Source organism: Blautia sp. AF14-40 (assembly GCF_003479665.1).
GTDB classification, from domain to species: Bacteria; Bacillota; Clostridia; order Lachnospirales; family Lachnospiraceae; genus Fusicatenibacter; species Fusicatenibacter saccharivorans.
Genome location: NZ_QUHK01000018.1, coordinates 10,844 through 31,409, shown reverse-complemented (window position 1 = coordinate 31,409; position 20,566 = coordinate 10,844). Strand labels below are relative to the sequence as shown.

Here is a 20,566-nt window from a genome sequence, read left to right as displayed (position 1 = left end):
TCTTCCTGTTTTGCACTATGCTTTCTATTATACTTTTCTTATCAGAAAAAGACAAGCAATTGCTTAGGGCGTGTTTGAAAAATTTTTTTAAACACGCCCTGAGAAAGGAAATTTTTCTATTCTTTATTCATACCGCGCAATCTCTTTCCGCAGCCGTTTCATAATCCGTTTTTCCAGCCGCGAAATATACGACTGTGAAATTCCAAGAAGATCCGCGACTTCTTTCTGCGTTTTCTCCCGCCCCTCTGGCATATTGATGCCAAACCGGAGTTTCACGATCACCTGCTCCCGCTCAGAGAGCTTGCTGATTGCGCTTCCCAGCACGCGATGTTCCGCCTCCTGCTCGAGCCCCTGATAGATCACATCCTCCTCCGTTCCGAGGATATCCGACAAAAGAAGCTCATTTCCATCCCAGTCTACATTGAGCGGCTCATCGATCGAGACCTCCATCCGTGTCTTGTTATTTCTCCGCAGATACATCAGAATCTCGTTCTCAATGCACCGGGACGCGTACGTGGCAAGCTTGATCTTTTTTTCCGGATTGAACGTGTTAATTGCCTTGATGAGGCCGATGGTTCCAATCGAAATCAGATCCTCCACACCAACTCCTGTATTATCAAATTTCTGTGCAATGTAGACGACGAGACGCAGGTTGTGTTCGATCAGCTCGCTCCTTGCCGTCTCGTTTTCCGGATCGGAAAGCCCCGCAATCGCATCGGCCTCCTCCTGTCCTTCCAAAGGCGCCGGGAGAACATCTGTGCCCCCGATATAAAAAATTTCCCCTGTCTGACGAAATACAGCCGGCACGGACCGCGGCAGCATACGAAGCCGGAATCCGTTTGGCAGTGCAGCCTGCAGCATACTTCATTCCTCCTGTCCTTCCATGAGATCTGGATGCAAAATTATTTCATAGCCCCTGGGAGATGAACTATTTTCTCCGCCAAGCGCAATCAGCGGTCCGCTTATGTGCCTGGCTGTATGTTCTGTCACAAGAATCATTTCCGAGATCCGGATCACCGGCAGAAAGCCCCGGCCTTCCAGTCCGCGAAACGGTATGTAACGGGGCTGCAGCGCAAGAAGCCGTTCCGGCTCCGGCACCGTCTCGTGCCTTGCAAGCGCCGCAATCCCTGTCCGCATTTCGTCCGGGAACAATTCGAGTATCACAGTGTACGGTACGACCGAGACCGGCTTTTTGGTTGTGGCATCCCGCAAAGTATTGCCCGTGTCGTACAGTCCTTTTACTTTTTTCCATTTCCCATTCTGCACAAGCTGTACCGTAACCTGCCTGGCATGTTCCAGGAGTATCTCCTTTCGGATCTTCAGCAGGAGGAGTGTTCCCGCATATGCGGCACTCCCGGAAAGAAGAAAAAGAAAAATTCCCCTTCCCGGCATCAGCTCCCGGAACAGGCGGTATGCACTGCCGATCAGAAAACCGGACAGTATATAGCCTGCCATTCCCACCACAAGATCCCGTACTGTCGTGATTCTGCAGCCAGATTTCACCATCCCTGTTGTAATTCCGATTCCGACCAGGGCGAGCAGCGCACCCGGCAGATACCGTGCAAACACGGCATACAGCACCGCATAACCGGCGCCGAGCGCGGCTGCCGCAAAACTCCTTCTTCGCGTGGCAGATCGTTTCAGAAGAAAGGAGGAAAGACGCAGAATAGTATAATTCAGCAGAAGATTCTCTGCAAAGAGAAGATCCAGAAAGATCTCATAGTGCAAAAAAACACCCCCTGCGCCTTTTGCATGGTCTGAATTTCTAACAGACCCTATTATAGACGGAAGGGGGTGAATTTTTTGTCGTTTTCGGAAGAATGACCTTCTTTTTTGATCAACAAACTTCGACACGCCGCAACATTTTCGGTCTGCGGCGTGTCGATGCAAATTCGTTATTTGCTTATTATTCTTTGCTTATCTGCGGTTTCTTAAGAAATCCGGGATCTGGATGTCCTTTTTCGGAACATTGCTTGTCATGGTCTGCTGAGCCTGTACCTGCGGCTGCACCTGAACCTGTGGCTGTACCGGAGCGGAAGCTTTCGGAGCAGTGTGTACCGGAGCGGCTGCCTGTGCAGAGAAGCTGCTGCTGGAAAATGCGCTCTTTCTTGCATCTGCAGGCTCTTTGCGGGATACGCTTGCCTGTTTCGCCGTTGCATCGTTGAGACCTGTTGCGATAACGGTGATCTTCGCTGTATCGGTAACAGAATCATCATACATAGCACCGAAGATGATGTTTGCATCCTCTCCAGCCAGATTCTGTACGTAACTTGCAGCATCGTTTGCATCCATAAGGGAGATATCTCCGGAAATGTTGATGATAACGTGGCTTGCACCCTCGATGGTGGTCTCAAGCAGCGGACTGGAAACAGCCTGCTGTACAGCCTCGAGCGCTTTGTCGTCGCCCTTTGCCTCGCCGATACCGATGTGGGCGATACCCTTGTCGGTCATAACGGTCTGAACATCTGCGAAGTCGAGGTTGATGAGTGCCGGCAGGTTAATCAGGTCTGTGATGCCCTGTACGGCCTGCTGCAGAACCTCGTCTGCTTTCTTTAATGCCTCCGGCATGGTTGTCCGGCGGTCTACGATTTCAAGAAGTTTGTCGTTCGGGATCACGATCAGGGTATCTACGTTTTCCTCGAGTTTTTCGATTCCCATCAGCGCATTGCTCATACGGGTTCTTGCCTCGAATTTGAACGGTTTTGTTACAACGCCGACAGTCAGAATGCCCATTTCTTTTGCAACGCCTGCTACAACCGGTGCTGCACCTGTTCCGGTTCCGCCGCCCATACCGCAGGTGACGAATACCATATCAGCGCCTTCCATGATCTGTTTGAGCTCTTCGATGCTCTCCTCGGCTGCTTTCTCTCCAACCTCAGGTTTTGCTCCTGCGCCCAGTCCCTTGGTCAGCTTCTCGCCGATCTGGAGAATGGTAGGTGCCTTACAGAGGGTCAGCGCCTGTTTATCGGTGTTGATTCCAACGAATTCAACGCCGCCGATGGATTCCTCCACCATTCTATTTACAGCATTATTTCCTGCACCACCTACACCGATTACGATAATCTTTGCAGATGATTCTGCCTCATTTGTCATGATCTCTAACAATTTCAACTTCCTCCTTTTGATTATGAACTGCTGTCTATCTCAAAATAGTCTGATATTCTGATGGTCATACATAAAGATATAATATAATTTCTTCGGAAAATAATCAACTGTTTTTTTCGTATTTCATAAAAAATTCAGGATTATTGCGTTTTTTTGACGGCTTTCCTTTCCTCTTATACATCTTTCGAGAAGACAAAGCTGCTGTCGCCGTCCTTGTAATCCTCCATATGGAGTTCTCCGGAAAGACCGGAAAGGCTCGGCAGGATTGCTGCTACGCGCGTCATCTTTTCTTCTAACGCCGTATCGGTTCCAAGCAGAATCCGCACGGTATCATAGTAATGCAGAATAATTTCGCTGTTCTCATTAAATTCCACACTGTCCGGCGTGATATTGTATTTCTCCGTCATTCTCGTAAGTGCGAGCATGGTGCGGAAAACTGCCGGTTTTTCAACCGGGAGCTGCTTGTTCACGGTCACATAGTCAAACGTAAGTCCTGTTACAAGCGGAACATCGGAAAGGGTCGGCTGAAAGTCTGTCGTTGTCACACGTGCACTTTTAATCGTATCCGCCGAGAGCGCACCGTCGGACGTACTGCTTTCGGATGCTGTGCCATCGGATGATACGCTTTCGGATGCAAGCGACTCACTCGTAAGAGATCCATCCGCACTCGTTCCATCGGAGGCGGTTCCGTCGGAAGGCTCACCCTCCGCAGGTGTTTCCTGCTCCTCGTCCACGCACTCCAGCACGATGCCGTTCTTGTCAAAATAGACCTTCTGGCCTTCGTACTCGACATAACCGACCACTTTTTTCTCATTTACCTGGATGCAGATGGTGTCATAGCTTACAAACGTAAACTCCACGGAGTTCATAAAAGGAATATCGCTCATATCAACCTTCGAATGAAACGTCGTAAGAAGCACCGTGTTTTTCATCCACTTGTCGTCCGCGACCATCTCTTTGATTTCATCTTTTGTATACCGGGTGTTCCCCGCCACCTGGATATTGCGGATTTTGAACACATTAAAAAACAAGGCACCTGCAAGGCCGACGCCAAGCACCACCCCGGTCAGAATCCGTATTTTTCTGTTTTTCTTCTTTTTTCTGTTTTTTTTCTGTCTCATATTTCTTTTTCTACGATAATCTTGGCTCCGAGTTCCCGGAGCGTTTCTGGAAACCGTTCATACCCCCGCTCAATCAGTTCTGTCTGCCGGATTGTGGAAAATCCTTCTGCGGCAAGCGCCGCCGATACGAGTGCCGCGCCGCCCCGAAGATCCTGGGAAACAACTTCTGCACCGTGCAGACGGCTTTTTTCGGCCGTCAGCCATTTTCCGCAGATCTGCAGCGTACCGCCCATTTTCTGCAGCTCCTCTGCCGTCCGGAGGCGGTCCTCAAATACATTTTCACAGATACAGCTCTTTCCTTCCAGCGTCATCGCTGCCGCCAGATACAGCGACTGCAGATCCGTCGGAAAACCGGGATATTCCTCTGTCTCCACGTACGGAACAGCATGCTGCACGTTTTTGCTGTCTGCTACCAGTGTACCACTCTTCCTTGTATATTGTCCACCTATTTTCTGATAGAGGGACAGAACCGCCCCCATTTCGTCCAGCGGCGCGCCGGAAAGCGTCAGGTGCCCCCGCGTCGCCGCGCCCATCAGAAGATACGTCCCTGCCGCGATCCGGTCACCCGGAACACGATACCGGCAGCCGGACAGCAGTCTCTTTCCCTGCCTTCCGTAAACGGTAATCTGCTCCGTCCCCTCGCCGGTAATCTCCGCTCCCATGGCCTTAAGAAACCGGCAGAGATGAACCACTTCCGGCTCCCGCGCACAGTGCTCCAGCCTTGTTGCACCTTCCGCTCCGACAGCAAAAAGAACCGCATTTTCCGTCGCCCCGACACTCTTTTTCGGAAAGCAGAGCACGGCTCCTTTCGGATGATCTGCCTTTGCCCGAATGGTGCCGTCCTCCTCGAAGACCTCGGCTCCCAGAAGCTCCATTGCCCTCTGATGCAGGTCCGTCGGCCGCTTTCCGATCCGGCAGCCGCCGGCCCCTGCAAGGTATGCCTCCCCTGTCCTTGCAAGAAGACTTCCCAGAAACAAAAGAGAGGCGCGCAGTCTCTTCGAAAGCGCTCCCTCCACACGGCTTTTTTCGATCTTTTCACAGTTCATGTGGAGCGCATTCCTCTCCCACCAGACTGTTCCGCCAAGGCTTCTTACAATCTCCGCCATATCCTCCACATCGGAAATCTTCGGGCAGCCTTCCAGCACGACCTCCTCTTTTGTCAGAACCGCCGCCGCGATCATGGGAAGAACGGCATTTTTGGAACCCTGGACTGTTACCGTTCCGCAAAGCCGCCTTCCGCCGAGAATCTGATATACTCCCACCTGTTCTCTCCCATCCGGCCTCTCTTTTTACGGTATGCATTACACTCCCGTTTTGTTCCCGTTCTGCAGCGCTTTTCCGCCTTTTTAATCGGTGTCCCTCGAGACCGACAGGGCAAGCCCCATCTCGCCGAGCAGAAACAGCACGGAGGTGCCGCCGTAACTGATAAAAGGCAGCGTAATGCCGGTATTCGGAATCGTATTTGTCACAACCGCGATGTTCAGGATCACCTGAAGCGCAATATGCCCCATAATTCCGCCCGCAATCAGTGCTCCGCCAAGATCCCGCGCATGGATCGAAATGACCATCAAGCGCCAGATCAGCACCGCAAACACGGCGATCACCAGGCAGGCGCCGAACAGTCCGCCCTCCTCACAGATAATCGAAAAGATCATATCATTCTGCGCTTCCGGCACAAAGCCAAGCTTCTGCAGGCCTTTTCCAAGCCCACAGCCAAAGATTCTCCCGCTGCCGATCGCATAGAGTCCCTGAATGGTCTGGAACCCCTTCTCGTACGCCTCCGGGTTGCGCCAGATGGCAAGGCGTTCGAGGCGGTAGCTTTCCATCATCAGAAAAACGGCAATAAACCCGATGCCGGCGCCTCCGATTCCGAGAAACGGCAGGTAGCCCGGATGTGAAATAAAGATCAGAAACGCACAGATTCCGAGCAAAATAATCGCCGTACTTAAGTTATTGCTTCCGACAAGCGCTGCAATCGGCAGGGTGCACAGCACCGCCTTTGTCATAAACCAGAGACTGTCGGACCGGCCTTTCGTGTGCTCCATCACCCAGGGCAGGAAGAGAATCACCGCCATCTTGGCAAATTCCGAGGGCTGGAACGATAAGGGGCCAAGCTTTAACCACCGCTTCGAGCCGTTGTACTCACTTCCGAAAAAGAGCACCGCCGTCGAGAGCGCAAGGGAAGCCGCATAAAACCACGGTGCCAGTGCAAACAGCCGCCGGTAATCTATTTTTGCAACCGCATACATACCGATCACACCGAGCGCACTTGCAAAGAGCTGCTTCTTGAAATAATAAGCCGGGTCATGGAATCTGACCCGGCCGTTATACGCGCTGGCGCTGTACAGAATCACAAGGCCAAGGCCAAGCAGAATCCATACCGTCACCAGCAGCGTCCCATCTATTTTTTTCTCTTTTTCCTTCCGCATCCGCGCCACACCCGCCGTTCGCTCTTTTTCAGCTTATGCGGGATAGTTTCCTGATATGACGTTTTTACAGTGCTCTTACGTACTCCTTAAACAGCTCACCGCGCTGCTCGTAGCTCTTAAACTGATCCCAGCTTGCGCAGGCCGGGGAAAGAAGAACCGCATCCCCTGCATTTGCCTTGTCGTGGCAGATCTGTACGGCTTCTTTTAAGTTGTCTGCCATGATAATGTCGTTGAATCCGACGCTTCTTGCCGCTTTTGCGATCTTCTCTTTCGTATCTCCGATCAAAACCAGGAAGCGTACCTTTCCATCGAATGCCTGAATCCACTCTTCGTAGGTGGACTGCTTGTCGTAGCCGCCGCCGATCAGCAGAGTCGGGCGGTTCATCGCCTGGATGCCTTTGATGGCCGCATCCGGATTCGTTCCCTTGGAATCGTTGTAATATGCCACGCCGTCCTTCTCGCAGACATACTCGATGCGGTGCTCTACCCCTGCAAACTCCTGAATGACTTTGCGGACAGTTTCCATCGGCACGCCTGCATGAAGTGCCATCGCAGAAGCAACCATGACGTTTTCAAAATTATGTAGGCCGAGCAGTTTTAAGTCGTCGGTTCTGGTCAGAAGCTCCGTCTCGCCGTTCTTTGCAATGCGGATTTCGCCGTCCTGATAATAGATGCCGTCCTTTAACGCACGCAGACTCGAGAAGTACATCACCTGTACTTTCTTCTCTGTCATCAGTTTTTCGCCGAACGGGCGCAGGATTTCGTCCTCATAATTCAGCACACAGAGATCATCCATCGTCTGATTTTCGGTGATACACTCTTTCACGCGGATATACTCTTCCATCGTGTGATGGCGGTTCAGATGATCCTCGGTAATGTTTGTGATCGCACTTGCCGCCGGATGGAACTCTTTGATGGTTTCCAGCTGGAAGCTGCTGATCTCGGCAACCGTTACGGTATCATCTGTCGTGTCGAGTGCTGCGGATGTGTACGGGGTTCCGATGTTTCCGACCACTTTTACTTCCGGCTGATATGCTTTCATGATCTCGCCGAGCAGTGATGTTGTGGTAGTCTTTCCGTTGGTACCGGTAATCGCAAGCACTTTTCCGCGGCTTACCTGATACGCCAGCTCCACTTCACCGATGACCGGGATCTCTTTTTCTTTCATTTTAAGGACAATCGGCAGATCCGTCGGAACGCCCGGGCTTAAAACGACAAGATCAAGGCTGTCGAGCATCTCCTCCGGGAGCTCGCCTAAGACAACTTCCACGCTGTCACGGCTCTCTAATTTTTTTAAGATTTCTTCTTTTTCGAGTTTGTCATTTCCATCGTAAAGAACGACAGAAGCACCTTTCTTGTGCAGCAGCTCCTCCGCTGCAATTCCACTCTTTCCGGTTCCGAAAACCAGTACTTTTTTTCCTGCGAAAATCATGTTTGATTACCTCCATATTTTAAAGCCCCATCAATGCGATCAGGCATAATATCGCTGTGATTGTAGCAAACACCGTCACAATCTGTGTCTCCGACCAGCCCATCAGCTCGAAATGGTGATGGATCGGCGTCATCTTGAAGATCCGTTTTCCCTTCGTCAGTTTGAAGAATGACACCTGCAGGATCACAGAGAGAATCTCCATCATATAAATGAATCCCACAAGCGGCAGAAATAAGGGGAGACGTAAGAAACACGCCATTCCCGAGACGAAACCGCCGAGTGCCAGACTTCCGGTATCGCCCATAAAGACGCGGGCAGGAAATACATTGAATACCAGAAACCCCAGCAGACTCCCGATAACCGCAAGCGGGGACGGGGAAACACCGTTTCCGAGGCCGATTGATGCCACGGAAAAGAAAACAGCATTTAAAATCGTCACACTCGCCGCCAGCCCGTCAAGGCCGTCGGTAAAGTTGACACCGTTGACCGTTCCAAGAATCACAAAGGCGAGAAACGGAATCGTAAAAATCCCTGCGTCCAGCTCTTTGCCTGGAAGGAACGGAATGCGCATCCGAAGGGAAATTCCGGAAAAACGCGCCAAATACCACAGAAAGACTGCTGTAATCACTGCCTGCAGTGCCATTTTCTGCTTCGGGTACAGCCCGTCGCTGCGGTGCAGCACGACTTTCAGATAGTCATCGAGAAAGCCGATCAGGCCAAAACCAAGCGTCAGAAACAGCACCGGAACCACTTCCGCTCCCTCTTTCCGGAAAAGGAGGGAAACTGCGGTAAACGCCGCCAGAAACATCACGCCGCCCATCGTCGGGGTTCCCGCTTTTTTCTGGTGGCTCGGCACACCCTCTTCCCGCTCCTTCTGCCCCGCTTTGACTTTTCGCAGAAACGGGATCAGAACCGGCCCCAGCGCCAGGCTGATGCCAAAGGAAAGAAGAACCGGCAGGATCATTTCTCTTTTCATAGACGCACCTCTTCCTTTTTGTACGGATTGTGTACGGAACAGGCATGTCAAAATATTTTCTCCAGCCTATTCAGTATATAGCTTTTTGTTCTGTTTCGCAACCTTCTTTTATAATCCAAGTTACGGTTCGCTCAGCAGTGAAACACTTGCTGTTTCGCTGCGTAAGAAAGTGATTCAGGTGTGAGCAGCCCTCCTTTTGCGAAGCAAAACTTTAAATGAGGGCTGCGAAGGACACAATTCTCAGGTTTCCTAAGAATTGTGTCCAATACCGAGATACGGAAGTACATTGGAAAAGATATCGCGGATCACCGGCGCGCAGATCGTTCCGCCGTAGTAGACGCCCTGCGGATTGCGGATAATGCAAAGCCCCAGCACCGTCGGATGCTCCGCCGGGGTGAAGCCGAGGAATGAGGAAATATAGCGGTTGGCGCTCCGCGGAAGTGTCTGCGAGGTTGCCGTCTTTCCGCCGATGGAATATCCCTCGAGGTACGCATTCTTTCCAGACCCTTCTGAAACGACGCTTTCCAGAATTTCGCGCACCGTCCTGGAAGTTTCTTCCGAAAGAACCCCTTCTTTTTCCGGAAATTTCAGATGCTTTACGACATTTCCTTCTTCATCAAGCACATCCGTTGCGACATGCGGCGTCACCATTTTTCCACCGTTGACGAGCGCAGAGACCGTCGCCGCCAGGCGGATCGGCGTGATCTGGAAGGACTGGCCGAATGCCATCGTCGCAAGCTCAACCTCTCCGATGTTTTCCTCCTTGTGCATAATCGTCGATGCCTCGCCCGGCAGATCGATCCCCGTCTTTTCCATCAGACCGAAATTCCGGAAGTAATCACAGAACTTTTCCACACCGAGCCGCAGCCCCACTTCAATGAACACCGGGTTGCACGAGTTCTGCGCGCCCTGCACGAAGTTTTCGGCTCCGTGTCCCGTCCGCTTGTGGCAGTGGATCCGGCGGTCCTCCACGATTTTGTAGCCGGGACAGAAAAACGAATCGTTCGGCGACACAACGCCCTCCGAAAGTCCCGCCGACATCGTGATGATCTTAAAGGTAGATCCCGGCTCGTACGTATCGTTGATGCAGGCATTCCGCCACATCTGGTTCAGCAGATCCTGAATTTCTTTTTCCGAAAGTCCCGTTGTATCCTGCTGCAGCGTGAACGGATCGTTGAGGTCGAACTCCGGCACATTGACACAGGCATAGATTTCTCCGTTCTGCGGATTCATAAGAAGAATCGAGACGCTGTCCGCCTGTTTTTCTGCCATCGCCTTTTCCGCTGCCTGCTGGCAGTACGCCTGGATATTGACATCCAGGCTGACCTTTAAGTCCCTTCCCGCCACCGGCTCCTGGCGGCTCTCCCCGATGCCGTTCTGCTCAATCCCGCGCGCATCCGTTGTCGTCAGGATTTTTCCGTTGATTCCTTTTAAAATTTCCTCATATTCCACCTCCAGTCCGATGATGCCCTGATTATCGCCTCCGGTGAAGCCGATAACGCGCGACGCCAGCTTCCCTTTGGGGTAATACCGCTTGAAATCCTCATCCACTTTTACCCCCGCGTATCCGTACGACCGGATGGTATCACCCGTCTCCTTGTCCACATTCGTCTTGACACGCTCGATTGAAGACCGCTTCTCCACGCGTTTCCGCGCCGTCTCCTCCGAAATTCCAAGCTCTTTTACCAGCATCGCAATCACCGCCTCCGGCTCCTCAATCTGGCTGTGGATCACGGAAATCGTACAGACCGTGCGGTTTGCCGCGAGAACTTCCCCGTTTGCATCAAGAATCCGGCCGCGCGCCGCCTTGATCCCGCGCTCCCGCTCGTGCAGATCATCCGCCTTCTCGGAATAATAGACGGACCGGAACACACACAGATACACCAGCCGCCCGGCAAGTCCGACCATCATTCCCATGCAGAGTACCCACAGAAGAACCGTCTTTTTCCGGTGATACGTTTTGTTTTTACGCATAGAATACCCCATAGCCGAATCCATTATGATAACACTATATGGAAACTGCTATGGGGTTATGTCTTTTGTTTTTTATGTTTTTTTACTCTTCATTGATGAGATCCAGCTCGGCGTTTGTCAGACCGCCGTTCTCGATATTGCTGTTTTCAGCACTGTTTTCAGCACTGTTTTCCGTATCGTCTTCCTGTACCGGTGCCGCTACGTTTGGATCATCCGTTCCGGTCTCGGAGCCTTCGCCCGTCACACCGTCCGTATCATCCGGGAATACGTTCAAATACGGCAGCAGTTCTGTGTAGATCTCTTTTACGATCTCCTGTGCCAGCACACTGTTCGCCTGATTTTCTACATCCGGCTCGTCCACAATCGCGTAAACAACAGCTTTCGGGTTTTCTACCGGTGCAAATCCGATAAAGGAAACGAGATATTTTCCATTGCCTCGCGGATACTTCTGTGCAGTACCTGTTTTTCCTCCCATCGTGTAACCGGCAACCTTTGCACTCTGGCCGCTTCCATCGGTCACGACTCCCTGGAGGAAACTTCTCATTTTATCGCTGATTTCCGCGGAAACTGTCTGACGCACCAGATTCGGCTCATTGCTCTCAACAACGGCTCCTGTGCTGTCCGTGATCGTCTTCATCACATGCGGCTGGTAATAATTGCCTCCGTTGATCAGAGAGGAAAACGCAGCTGCCTGCTGTACCATCGTCACGGTATAGCCCTGTCCGAATGTACTCGTTGCAAGCTCGGTCGGTCCCATAGTATCCTCCGTGTGAACCAGGCCGTACGCCTCACCCGGCAGGTCAATTCCTGTCAGACTGCCGAAACCGAAAATATCCTGATAGCGGAGAAATTCCGCTGCTCCCATCTTCTGTCCGATCTGCATCATACCAGCGTTGCAGGAGTTTTTCAGTACATCGGCCGGTGTCTGTACGCCATGTGTTCCCGGATAAGCTCCGCAGCGGATCATCTGCCCTGCAATCGTCTCAAACCCCTCACAGTCAAACAGGGTATCATCATCGATTACATCGAGGGAATATGCCGCCGCCACGTTCATCGGTTTTGCCGTGGAACCTGGCTCATATGCATCGGAAATACAGTAGTTTTTCCAGATGGCACTCAAAGCCTCCATTGTCTCGTTATCGTTCATCGCATCAATTTCTTCCTGCGAATAGAACGGTGTCAGATCTCTTGGATTGTTCAGGTCATACCAGTCGGAAGAATCCATACCAAGAATCTCTCCATTGTTCGGATCCATCACGACAACGCCGATATTCTTTGCCGCTTTTGTCTGACGGTTCGTCTCAGTGTCCGATTCGTCCGCGCCGTTCTGGACATGAATCCGCTCATTGTAATTCTCGATCGCCGTGCGGATGATCTTCTGAATATTTACATCAATCGTCGTAACCACGTTTTTGCCCGGCTGCGCCTCGATGATCGTCTGTTCCATATCCGCATCTTCGTTGTAATAGCCGAACTGGCGGCCATTCACGCCATTTAAGATACTGGAATAATACCCTTCGATTCCCCAGTCTGCCGTGTCTCCTGAATACGTAAAGCCGATCAGATCGCAGGCAAGTGAATTTAACGGATACGTTCTGTGGTAGGATTCCTCGAACCAGACGCCGCGGATGTTGGCACGGTATGCTTTTTCCGCCTGCTCGTTCTCATCGAGCTCCTTGTTCTTTTTGTCCGCGTACTCGTCCACATAGGCCTCAAACGCTTTTTTCGCGTCCATCGAGACCTCTCTGGCGAGAACCTGGTACTGGCTTTCTTTTGTCGTTTCGCCGGTCAGACGATCCCGGATATCCGTCTCGTCGAGTCCGAAGTATTCAACCAGTGCTGCTACGGTCGGATCGACGTACGGATGGGTATCGTTCTTTTCTTCATCTTTTACCGTCGTATTGGCAAGTTTACAGTCGAGAATAACGTTGTAAACCTTCTCACTCGTTGCCAGAATCGTTCCGTTCCGGTCGGTGATACTTCCCCGCTGGAATGGAATTGTCCTGCTGTCGTAGGACTGCTGCGTCTGGCTTAAAACCTGTCTTTCGTATTTTTCTCCCTTTGTGGCATTCACATACGTAATGTCAATCGCTAAAGCAACAAAAACCAGCATCACTCCCAAAAAGAGTGCTACCAGTTTTCTGCTCATACGCCCACTTGTCTTCCGTCTCCGGAATGCCCCGCTTCGTTTTTTATTTTTTTTCTGTTTACTCACGTTTTCACCTATTTCGCATCCGGAACATCCTGATACTGTCTCACATAGCTGTTTTCTGAATCATCGAAATAAATTACCTGGGACTCATCTGCATATTTCATGCCGAGCCGGTTCTGTGCTGCTTCTTTGACTGCCTCAAGATCTTCGGAGGCAACCGTTGTATTGTAATAGGCGTCATTGTCCGCCTTCAGATCGCTCAATTCTTTTTCTTTGCTGGTAATGTCTTCCGCCTGCGTGGTAACCACGGTCTGCAACTTGACATACGCAACACACGCCGCGATACACAGTGTGCAGACAATGGCAAGAAAAACAGCGTAGCCCGCGCTGATCTGTGTCGCCCGTGCCCGGTTTCTTCTTGTCTGGCTGCTCACACCCGATTTCAGAGGCCGTGCTTCTTTTGGTGCTTCCTGCGGCTGTGCTGCAAGACGCCGTACCGCACTTCCGTCCTCAAACGTATCTGGCGTATAACGTTTCGTTCTATCTGTCGAATTTACCCTTCCATCTGCCCGTCTGGCCATAACTTCTCTGTCTCCTTCGTGCCGAGCCGTCACACCTTTCGTTCAAAGACGCGCAGTTTTGCGCTCTTGGAACGGGGATTTGTTTCCATTTCCTCTTCTCCCGGCAAGATCGGTTTCCGAGTTACTACGGTTCCCTTGGACTTCTTTCCGCATACACAGACCGGAAATTCCGGCGGACACGTACATGGATGCTCGTTTTTTCTGAAAATGTTTTTTACGATACGGTCTTCCAGAGAATGAAAGGTGATGACACAAAGTCTTCCACCGTCATTTAAGAGATCAATCATGCCGTCCAGTGACTCCGACAGAACGGTAAGTTCCTGGTTCACTTCGATACGGATTGCCTGAAAGGTTCTCTTGGCCGGATGGCCGCCCGTCGCCCTTATTTTTGCCGGAATCGAGCGCTTGATGATTTCGATTAACTCCCCAGTTGTTCGAATCGGCGCCTGCTGCCGGCTTACGCATATATTGTGTGCAATTTTTCTTGCAAAACGCTCTTCTCCATATTCATGGAGAATACGCGAAAGATTCTCTTCACTGTAATCGTTCACGACTTCGTACGCGGAAAGAGCATTTCTCTGATCCATCCGCATATCCAGCGGAACATCCTCACGGTATGTGAATCCACGCTCTGCATTATCCAGCTGATAGGATGAAACTCCAAGATCCAGCAGGATTCCGTCTACCCCGGTGACTCCGATTTCGGCAAGACGCGGAACCATATCGCAATAATTGCTGCGGATAATCGTGACCTGGTTCTGAAATGGTTCCAAGCGTTTACCCGCAGCAGCTATCGCAGCTTCGTCCTGATCTATGCCTATTAATCTCCCCGTGGCAGATAAGCGCTCACATATATGACTGGAATGTCCAGCGCCTCCCAACGTCCCGTCCACGTAGATTCCGTCCGGTTTTATCTTAAGGTTTTCAATGGTTTCCTTCAGTAATACTGATGTATGCGAAAATTCCATGGTCATCTCCTGTATCCCAACGAAACAGATCAGATCACAATGCCCATCTCTTCCATTGATTCGGCGATGGCATCCATATCATCATAATTGCTGTTTTCGTTCCATTTTTCCTTGCTCCAGATTTCAATCCGGTTGATATTTCCGGTAAGGACTACATCTTTTTCCAGACCAGCAAATTCCCGCAGCGTTGCCGGTACGAGAATCCTCCCCTGCTTGTCCAGTTCACATGACGTAGCACCTGCTACAAAGAAACGGGAAAAAGTTCTGGCGTTTTTGTTTGTAAGTGGTAAGGCTCTCAGCTTCTCTTCAAAGGCAGCCCATTCGTCGTTTGGGTAAATGGAAAGGCATCCGTCCAATCCCTTCGTCAGTACAAACTCTTCTCCCAGCTGTTCTCTGAACTTGGACGGTATGATCAATCTTCCCTTCGCGTCAATCGTATGACTGTACTCTCCCATGAACATAATGAAAACCCTCTTATCACCTGAAATGGCGGTCTCCCCACGCACCACTTCATGTATCGCGCCGCAGCCAGACTGCCACATCCGCTCCACAACGCACCACTTTTCACCACTTTCTACCACTTATATTTTTATTCTATATCAACTCAGGGAAAATAGCAAGGTCTTTTTTCTATTTCATTTTTAAGATTTTCCCCAAAATGCAACATTTTTATGCGCATTTTCCGCCTTTTTTATACCAATTTTGTATCAAAAAAGAGAAAACCTTTTTTGCCGGTTTTCCCCTTTTCTGTATTTTTATTCTGTTTTTTTCACTGGTTTTATCCTTAAGAATGGGCTGTCTCCCCACCGGATGATAATTTTTTTCGTTTCCATACCACCAGGATGGTACATCCCACCACAAGGCACCCCGAAAGGAGCTGGGAAACCGGAAGTCCCACCACCGGAAGCAGAAGCTGGTCGGTGCGGAGTCCCTCGATCCAGATTCTTCCAAGGCCGTATCCTATCAGATACATCAGGAACACTTCGCCGTTAAATTTTTTTCTTTTCCGAAACCAGAAAAGAAAAAGCAAGACACCCACATTCCATAAACTTTCATATAAAAAGGTGGGATGCACCTGAATATACTCGACGCCGTTTACCGTCACCACATGATCCCACATTTTCTGTGTGATTTCATTGGCACGGACCGCGGAAACCGGAAGCTGCATTGCAAACAGGTTGTTAGTGTAGTCACCGAATGCCTCACGGTTAAAGAAGTTTCCCCACCGTCCCATAATCTGACCGAACACGATGCTCATGCTCGCGGTATCCATCAGAAGGCTGAAGTTCTGTTTCTTCTTTCTGCTGTAAATCACCACCGCAATGCAGGCACCGATGATGCCGCCGTAGATGGCAAGTCCGCCCTGGCGGATGTTGAAAATACTCAAAAGATCATCCTTATAATAGTCCCAGGCAAATATAACGTAGTAAATCCGTGCCCCGAGAATACCGGCTGCGATGCCGATCATCGCAAGATCGAGGTACTGCTCCGGGTTCTGCCCCGTTCGCTTTGCCTCTCTTTGGGCAATCCAGATCGCAATCATCATACCGGTTACGATCACGATGCCGTAATAGGCAATGGAAAATCCGAAAATACTGATGTTTTTTCCCACATGGTCGAGATAGATCCCGAGATTGGGAAAATTAATTTCCATATCCATAACTTATATTCTCTCTTATTATTACTTATCAAACGTTGAAACGGAACAGGATGACATCGCCGTCGCGGACAATGTAATCTTTTCCTTCCATACGCACAAGGCCTTTCTCTCTTGCTCCTGCGTAGGAACCGCAGTCGAGCAGATCCTGATAATTGACAACCTCGGCTTTGATGAATCCGCGCTCGAAATCGGTGTGGATTTTTCCGGCTGCCTGCGGTGCTTTTGTTCCGACTTTGATGGTCCATGCACGGGTCTCATCCTCTCCTGCTGTAAGGAAGCTCATGAGGCCGAGCAGACGGTAGCTTGCTGCGATCAGTTTTTCCAGGCCGGACTCGGTAAGACCAAGATCCTCGAGGAACATTTTTTTCTCATCCTCTTCGAGTTCGGAGATTTCTGCCTCGATCTCGGCGCAGATGACGAATACTTCGCTGTTGTGCTCTTTTGCATATTTGCGGACGGACTGTACATAGGAGTTGTTTGCACCGTCGTCAGCGAGATCATCCTCTGCTACGTTTGCTGCGTAGATGACCGGTTTACTGGTCAGCAGGTTGTACTCTGCGATCCATTTCTCCTCGTCCTCGTTCTGCAGCTCCATCAGGATGGCATCTTTTCCGTCCTCGAGCAGTTTTTTCAGACGCTCCTGGAATTCGAGCTCTTTTGCTGCCTCTTTGTCCATTCTTGCAGATTTTGCAGTTTTGGAAATACGGCGCTCGAGTACCTCAAGGTCGGCGAAGATCAGCTCAAGGTCGATGGTCTCGATATCACGGAGCGGATCAATGCTGCCGTCTACGTGGATAACGTTCGGATCCTCGAAGCATCTGACAACGTGAACGATAGCGTCTACCTCACGGATATTGGCAAGGAACTGGTTTCCAAGTCCCTCTCCTTTGGATGCACCTTTTACAAGACCTGCGATGTCAACGAACTCGATGACAGCCGGTGTTACTTTCTTGGACTGATAGAAATCTCCGAGCTGCTGCAGACGCTTGTCCGGAACCGGCACGATGCCGACATTCGGGTCAATGGTACAGAACGGATAGTTTGCGCTCTCTGCTCCTGCTTTGGTCAGGGAATTGAAAAGTGTACTTTTTCCGACGTTCGGAAGGCCCACGATACCTAATTTCATTTTATCTTTTACCTGTCCGAAAACCCTTTATTTATGCGGGTTTTCGCCTTTCTCTATATTTTTATTACACCCTTTTTACACCCTTTTTTCAACTGTGGGTGTAGCTGCTTCAAATTGCTGAACAGCTTTTGCAAGGGACTCGTCCGTAACATGAACATACCTGTCCATTGTTGTTTTAATACTTGCGTGTCCTAATAGTTGCTGTAAAACTTTAGGCTGTACGCCGCGTTCAATCGCGCGTGTAGCATAAGTGTGTCGTAAGGCGTGCATACAAAAACGCTTAATACCAGCTTCATCACACAATTTATATAAATGTGTATCGTAGGAACTGTTTTTAGCAGGTTCTCCTGTTCGCCAGTTGATAAATACCAAATCCCGCATGACAAGACATTTCTTTTCTCCCGTTCTGCTGTCTGTGTACTCCAAAATCTGTGAAAGCATTTCAGACTCTTTCCGGGTATCTTTTTCATCATAACAACTTTTTAGGATTGTATATGCGCGTTCTGTAAGCGGAATAGTACGATAACTTTTTTTCGTTTTAGGCGGACCGGCACGCCAATATCTCCGGCTGTGTCGATACTCTAAACTCTTATTTACAGTTAAAGTACGTTTTTTCCAATCAATAGCGTCCCATGTCAGACCAATCAATTCAGCCGTTCTCAACCCCGTTTCTAATAACAAAGCATATTGTCTATAATTATGAGAACGCTCTGCGACTTCAAGAAACTTTTCCTGTTCCTCAACGGTTAAGTATTTAATATCATCTACTGCCCGGACTGGTTTCGTATATCGAACACCATTCATAGGGTGCTTTGCAATAATATCATTCATAACTGCTGATTTGAACATAGTTCCCATTGAAATATAGGTCTGCCGGATTGTTGAGCCTGCATATTCTGTTTCCATTCGATTTAAGACAGCTTTACAGTGCATAGGTTTTACATCAGCTATACACATAGTTCCTATCAATGGTTGAATATTTCTTTCGTAACGCTCACGATAATTTCTAATCGTGTTTGGCGCAAGGTCACAAATGATATTATCAATCCAATAATTGAACCATTTGTCTACTGTCATATCAGGCGCAGTAACGATTAGATTATGTGTATCTTCATACTTTGCGTCAGCAAGCCATTTTTTTGCTTCTGGCAGCGTTTTGAAATATCCATTTTGACGCGTACCATTTTTAGCATAAAATCTTGCGAAATACAAACCGTCCTTTCTTTGACAAATACCTTTTCCACACTCTTTGCCTTTTAAATTTTTTCCCATGACGGACTCCTTTCACGTAAAAAAAGAGTCCAACGCAAATATAAAGTATATCACAAGGACTCCGTTTTTTCAAGCTTAACAGACAAATATTTCAGCTATTAAAGGCTATATAATCAATTCTCGGCGAATGTATTCCTCAAATTCTTTACGCTTCACTAACTTTCGTGTTCCAACATATAAAACAAAAGGGCAGTTTGGCTGTTTTAACATAGAATCAATCTTATTGATACCTATGTTGCTATATTCAGCGGCTTCCCTTATTGTTAATGTTATTTTCAAATGGATAGGTACTCTTACTTCTGTTTCCTTATATAAAGGCAGTTCTTTTTCTTCACTGCTATTTGATTTATTCATTAGAATTTCCCCCTATCTTTTTTCAATTTAACAAAAATAGGCTCGTCAGACGGTCTTAGCAAACCTCACAAGAATTTCACTTCCGCATGGTTCTCATGCAGCTCTACCCGTTGCCTGCGACGCTTCTAACGCTCGGACTACGGCGGTAAAGGAGTATCATTATACCGATATATGGATTGTGGCGGCAGAGTTGCTAAGTCTGCTTTGGAACACTGATAATTCTCGCTCGTTTTGTCCCTCCTTTCGGTCATGGCGTATCAGCCCAACGGCTCCCCATATATCGAATGTATCTGATTTGCCTTATGCTGCGTCGCCGTTCTATTGCGCCGCTTTCTTTGTCAAGGTTCAAAATGGCTGTGTTGCCGCATTAGCAGCGGAACGGAAAAGGGGGGATAAAGACGTTCCACCGTCGATTGCGGTTATTTCTCTGTTCTAAAATTGAGGACAGCCATCATCAGTTTGGCTTGCAGTCGTTCCCGAATATCGTTGTCTATACCAAAATAAACATTTCCACGCTCGTCATATAATTTTCGCATGGATAAACGGGCTATGTAACCACTGAAATGCTGCAAGACCATTTTCATAGCGTCTGGGTCGCCCTTTGTCGCTGCCACAATGACAGGATAAGGAATAAGGGCATTTTCCGGGTAGCCGGATTGATTACCATTCGTCCCATTCATCAGCATTTTCCTCCAAGTATTTTCTTAACTGCTCAAAAGAGCTTGTCCGCCTGTACTGTATTGTGCTTCTCGGTGCATTGAGCAACTCCGCAATCTCGGTGTCGCTCATTCCCTCGAAATAATACAGTAATATGGCTTTGCGCTTTTCTTCCGGCAAAGTACGAATTGCTTCAAGAAGTAGCTTCGGCGTGATTTTCTTTCCGGCTTTTTCAAAGACAGTTTCAGCAGTTTCCCGTTTGAAATATTCATCAAAGGTATGAAGCTGCCGCGCTTCATCTAAAGTCAGGTCGGAAAAGGTTACTTCCTTTGCCTTATGAGTACGAAGCTCTCTATGAGCGTCGCACGCTTCATTGTGCAGTACCGTATTACAATACTTCTGAAAAGAGCATTGCTTATAAAATTCCCTGCTGTTAGGTTCCACATTCTCACCTCCTTTCTCGCTGAAAGTTGGTGGTGCTTCCCCCTTTTCGCGGGGCAATACGGAGCTTTGAAAAAATGCCAAATATTTTCGCAAATTTTTTCAAAAAAATTTTTACACATACAAAATGCGCCCGTCCGCAAAAAGGCGCAGACAGGCGCATAGGAATAATAAAAAGTATTTAGATGATTTAATAGTTCATATCTAAGGGTAGGAATATCCCCGGTGGCGGTCGGGCTTTTTTTGATAAATCAAAGAATGTAAGAATTTGTTGATGTGGTTTATAACTCATGGCGGCTACCTCCTAAAGCCGCCATG

Annotated in this window: 19 protein-coding genes; all 19 read right to left on the bottom strand. The window is 49.2% G+C overall.

The window, feature by feature from the left end; translation table 11 throughout:
- Positions 1-123: 123 nt before the first annotated feature.
- A complete protein-coding gene (gene sigE / locus DWW13_RS12685; protein ID WP_330377007.1) occupies positions 124-822 on the bottom strand; it encodes an RNA polymerase sporulation sigma factor SigE in 699 nt (232 codons plus the stop codon).
- 42 nt (positions 823-864) lie between these two features.
- Complete coding sequence (locus DWW13_RS12680) at positions 865-1,728, bottom strand: sigma-E processing peptidase SpoIIGA (RefSeq protein ID WP_055265761.1); 864 nt, start codon at positions 1,726-1,728, stop codon at positions 865-867.
- Between the two features lie 189 nt (positions 1,729-1,917).
- Positions 1,918-3,093, bottom strand: coding sequence for a cell division protein FtsZ (gene ftsZ / locus DWW13_RS12675; RefSeq protein ID WP_118720289.1), 1,176 nt, complete (start codon positions 3,091-3,093; stop codon positions 1,918-1,920).
- A gap of 185 nt (positions 3,094-3,278) precedes the next feature.
- On the bottom strand, positions 3,279-4,226 hold the full coding sequence (locus DWW13_RS12670) for a cell division protein FtsQ/DivIB (protein WP_117760483.1): 948 nt from the start codon (positions 4,224-4,226) through the stop codon (positions 3,279-3,281).
- Positions 4,223-5,488 (bottom strand): UDP-N-acetylglucosamine 1-carboxyvinyltransferase, encoded by a 1,266-nt coding sequence (gene murA / locus DWW13_RS12665; protein ID WP_117814330.1) that lies wholly within the window; start codon positions 5,486-5,488, stop codon positions 4,223-4,225. The genes DWW13_RS12670 and murA overlap by 4 nt, the downstream gene beginning before the upstream one ends.
- Positions 5,489-5,572: 84 nt before the next feature.
- Positions 5,573-6,655: an FtsW/RodA/SpoVE family cell cycle protein gene (locus DWW13_RS12660; RefSeq protein WP_117509641.1), complete on the bottom strand. Its 1,083-nt coding sequence runs from the start codon at positions 6,653-6,655 to the stop codon at positions 5,573-5,575.
- 64 nt (positions 6,656-6,719) lie between these two features.
- On the bottom strand, positions 6,720-8,087 hold the full coding sequence (gene murD, locus DWW13_RS12655) for a UDP-N-acetylmuramoyl-L-alanine--D-glutamate ligase (protein WP_117814329.1): 1,368 nt from the start codon (positions 8,085-8,087) through the stop codon (positions 6,720-6,722).
- A 19-nt stretch (positions 8,088-8,106) separates the two neighbouring features.
- The gene (gene mraY, locus DWW13_RS12650) at positions 8,107-9,063 is read right to left on the bottom strand and encodes a phospho-N-acetylmuramoyl-pentapeptide-transferase (RefSeq protein WP_055226954.1); all 957 of its coding nucleotides are present in this window, start codon (positions 9,061-9,063) and stop codon (positions 8,107-8,109) included.
- Positions 9,064-9,312: 249 nt separating this feature from the next.
- Positions 9,313-11,037: a peptidoglycan D,D-transpeptidase FtsI family protein gene (locus tag DWW13_RS12645; protein WP_117760485.1), complete on the bottom strand. Its 1,725-nt coding sequence runs from the start codon at positions 11,035-11,037 to the stop codon at positions 9,313-9,315.
- A gap of 82 nt (positions 11,038-11,119) precedes the next feature.
- Complete coding sequence (locus tag DWW13_RS12640) at positions 11,120-13,186, bottom strand: peptidoglycan D,D-transpeptidase FtsI family protein (protein ID WP_118720269.1); 2,067 nt, start codon at positions 13,184-13,186, stop codon at positions 11,120-11,122.
- Between the two features lie 74 nt (positions 13,187-13,260).
- A complete protein-coding gene (locus DWW13_RS12635; protein WP_022461068.1) occupies positions 13,261-13,770 on the bottom strand; it encodes a hypothetical protein in 510 nt (169 codons plus the stop codon).
- Between the two features lie 29 nt (positions 13,771-13,799).
- A complete protein-coding gene (rsmH, locus tag DWW13_RS12630) occupies positions 13,800-14,738 on the bottom strand; it encodes a 16S rRNA (cytosine(1402)-N(4))-methyltransferase RsmH (RefSeq protein ID WP_055265773.1) in 939 nt (312 codons plus the stop codon).
- A 29-nt stretch (positions 14,739-14,767) separates the two neighbouring features.
- Positions 14,768-15,199, bottom strand: coding sequence for a division/cell wall cluster transcriptional repressor MraZ (gene mraZ / locus DWW13_RS12625; protein ID WP_022461070.1), 432 nt, complete (start codon positions 15,197-15,199; stop codon positions 14,768-14,770).
- 323 nt (positions 15,200-15,522) lie between these two features.
- Positions 15,523-16,398, bottom strand: a complete 876-nt coding sequence (gene lgt / locus DWW13_RS12620; protein ID WP_022461071.1) for a prolipoprotein diacylglyceryl transferase — start codon at positions 16,396-16,398, stop codon at positions 15,523-15,525.
- Between the two features lie 28 nt (positions 16,399-16,426).
- Positions 16,427-17,524 carry a redox-regulated ATPase YchF gene (ychF, locus tag DWW13_RS12615; RefSeq protein ID WP_118720267.1) on the bottom strand — a complete coding sequence of 366 codons (1,098 nt, stop codon included), beginning with the start codon at positions 17,522-17,524 and terminating at the stop codon, positions 16,427-16,429.
- A gap of 75 nt (positions 17,525-17,599) precedes the next feature.
- Positions 17,600-18,796 (bottom strand): tyrosine-type recombinase/integrase, encoded by a 1,197-nt coding sequence (locus DWW13_RS12610; RefSeq protein WP_074034177.1) that lies wholly within the window; start codon positions 18,794-18,796, stop codon positions 17,600-17,602.
- 105 nt (positions 18,797-18,901) lie between these two features.
- Positions 18,902-19,150, bottom strand: coding sequence for an excisionase (locus tag DWW13_RS12605; protein WP_055168874.1), 249 nt, complete (start codon positions 19,148-19,150; stop codon positions 18,902-18,904).
- 419 nt (positions 19,151-19,569) lie between these two features.
- On the bottom strand, positions 19,570-19,830 hold the full coding sequence (locus DWW13_RS12600; protein WP_118720265.1) for a helix-turn-helix domain-containing protein: 261 nt from the start codon (positions 19,828-19,830) through the stop codon (positions 19,570-19,572).
- Entirely contained in the window at positions 19,811-20,251 is a 441-nt protein-coding gene (locus DWW13_RS12595) for an RNA polymerase sigma factor (RefSeq protein WP_074034173.1), read from the bottom strand. The genes DWW13_RS12600 and DWW13_RS12595 overlap by 20 nt, the downstream gene beginning before the upstream one ends.
- Positions 20,252-20,566 lie beyond the last annotated feature (315 nt).

Coding starts and splice junctions, on each gene's coding strand:
- sigE (WP_330377007.1), bottom strand. CDS start 822: ATGCTGCCGCGGTCCGTGCCGGCTGTATTTCGTCAGACAGGGGAAATT.
- ftsZ (WP_118720289.1), bottom strand. CDS start 3,093: ATGACAAATGAGGCAGAATCATCTGCAAAGATTATCGTAATCGGTGTA.
- DWW13_RS12670 (WP_117760483.1), bottom strand. CDS start 4,226: ATGAGACAGAAAAAAAACAGAAAAAAGAAGAAAAACAGAAAAATACGG.
- DWW13_RS12660 (WP_117509641.1), bottom strand. CDS start 6,655: ATGCGGAAGGAAAAAGAGAAAAAAATAGATGGGACGCTGCTGGTGACG.
- murD (WP_117814329.1), bottom strand. CDS start 8,087: ATGATTTTCGCAGGAAAAAAAGTACTGGTTTTCGGAACCGGAAAGAGT.
- mraY (WP_055226954.1), bottom strand. CDS start 9,063: ATGAAAAGAGAAATGATCCTGCCGGTTCTTCTTTCCTTTGGCATCAGC.
- DWW13_RS12645 (WP_117760485.1), bottom strand. CDS start 11,037: ATGCGTAAAAACAAAACGTATCACCGGAAAAAGACGGTTCTTCTGTGG.
- DWW13_RS12640 (WP_118720269.1), bottom strand. CDS start 13,186: ATGAGCAGAAAACTGGTAGCACTCTTTTTGGGAGTGATGCTGGTTTTT.
- DWW13_RS12635 (WP_022461068.1), bottom strand. CDS start 13,770: ATGGCCAGACGGGCAGATGGAAGGGTAAATTCGACAGATAGAACGAAA.
- rsmH (WP_055265773.1), bottom strand. CDS start 14,738: ATGGAATTTTCGCATACATCAGTATTACTGAAGGAAACCATTGAAAAC.
- mraZ (WP_022461070.1), bottom strand. CDS start 15,199: ATGTTCATGGGAGAGTACAGTCATACGATTGACGCGAAGGGAAGATTG.
- lgt (WP_022461071.1), bottom strand. CDS start 16,398: ATGGATATGGAAATTAATTTTCCCAATCTCGGGATCTATCTCGACCAT.
- ychF (WP_118720267.1), bottom strand. CDS start 17,524: ATGAAATTAGGTATCGTGGGCCTTCCGAACGTCGGAAAAAGTACACTT.
- DWW13_RS12610 (WP_074034177.1), bottom strand. CDS start 18,796: ATGGGAAAAAATTTAAAAGGCAAAGAGTGTGGAAAAGGTATTTGTCAA.
- DWW13_RS12605 (WP_055168874.1), bottom strand. CDS start 19,150: ATGAATAAATCAAATAGCAGTGAAGAAAAAGAACTGCCTTTATATAAG.
- DWW13_RS12600 (WP_118720265.1), bottom strand. CDS start 19,830: ATGAATGGGACGAATGGTAATCAATCCGGCTACCCGGAAAATGCCCTT.